This is a genomic window from Alicyclobacillus fructus (assembly GCF_017329605.1).
GTDB lineage: Bacteria > Bacillota > Bacilli > Alicyclobacillales > Alicyclobacillaceae > Alicyclobacillus > Alicyclobacillus fructus.
Genome location: NZ_JAFMTY010000065.1, coordinates 1 through 1,246, shown reverse-complemented (window position 1 = coordinate 1,246; position 1,246 = coordinate 1). Strand labels below are relative to the sequence as shown.

The window sequence follows — 1,246 nt, the reverse complement described above, 5'->3', positions numbered from 1 at the left end:
CTGATGGGGTGCGGGGCCCGCGAGGGCTACCAAGCTTCGTCAAACTGCGAATGCCACAATGTCGAGGAACCTGGCAGTGAGACTGCGAGCGATAAGGTCCGTAGTCGAGAGGGAAACAGCCCAGACCAGCAGCTAAGGTCCCAAAGTACCGGTTGAGTGGGAAACGATGTGGCGCTGCAAAGACAACCAGGATGTTGGCTTAGAAGCAGCCATCATTGAAAGAGTGCGTAATAGCTCACTGGTCGAGTGGCGCTGCGCGGAAAATGGAACGGGGCTAAACCGGACACCGAAGCTCTGGATGGCGACATGGTAGGGGAGCGTTCCATGTGCGGGGAAGCTGAGCCGGGAGGCTTGGTGGAGCGCATGGAAGTGAGAATGCCGGTATGAGTAGCGAAAAGAGGGGTGAGAATCCCCTCCGCCGAAAGCCCAAGGTTTCCTGGGGAAGGCTCGTCCGCCCAGGGTCAGTCGGGACCTAAGGCGAGGCCGAAAGGCGTAGCCGAAGGAGAACAGGTTGACATTCCTGTACCACCGTAGGCGTTTGAGCGAAGGGGTGACGCAGGAGGACGAGGGAAGCGGCCGGATGGAAGGGGCCGTCCAAGCAGCGAGCGTGGGGTGTAGTGAAATGCGCACCCCGTGAAGCGTGAGCTGTGATGGGGAGGGAAGGAAAGTACCGAAGTCCCGACGTTCACACTGCCGAGAAAAGCCTCTAGCGAGCCGAAGGTGCCCGTACCGGAAACCGACACAGGTGGGCGCGTGGAGAACACGAAGGCGCGCGGGAGAACTCTCGTTAAGGAACTCGGCAAAATGGCCCCGTAACTTCGGGAGAAGGGGCGCTCTTCGGAAGAAGAGCCGCAGTGAAAAGGCCCAAGCGACTGTTTAGCAAAAACACAGGTCTCTGCGAAGCCGAAAGGCGAAGTATAGGGGCTGACGCCTGCCCGGTGCTGGAAGGTTAAGAGGAGGGCTTAGGGGAAGACCCGAAGGTCCGAATCGAAGCCCCAGTAAACGGCGGCCGTAACTATAACGGTCCTAAGGTAGCGAAATTCCTTGTCGGGTAAGTTCCGACCCGCACGAAAGGCGTAACGACTTGGGCGCTGTCTCAACGAGAGACCCGGTGAAATTGTAGTACCTGTGAAGATGCAGGTTACCCGCGGTTAGACGGAAAGACCCCGTGGAGCTTGACTGGAGCCTGATATGGGACAACGGTGTTCCATGTACAGGATAGGTGGGAGACGGAGAAGCTTGGGCG

At 58.6% G+C, this 1,246-nt stretch carries 1 rRNA gene; it reads left to right on the top strand.

From position 1 onward, the window contains the following. Positions 1 to 1,246, top strand: a 23S ribosomal RNA gene (locus tag J3481_RS14325); the annotation flags it as partial.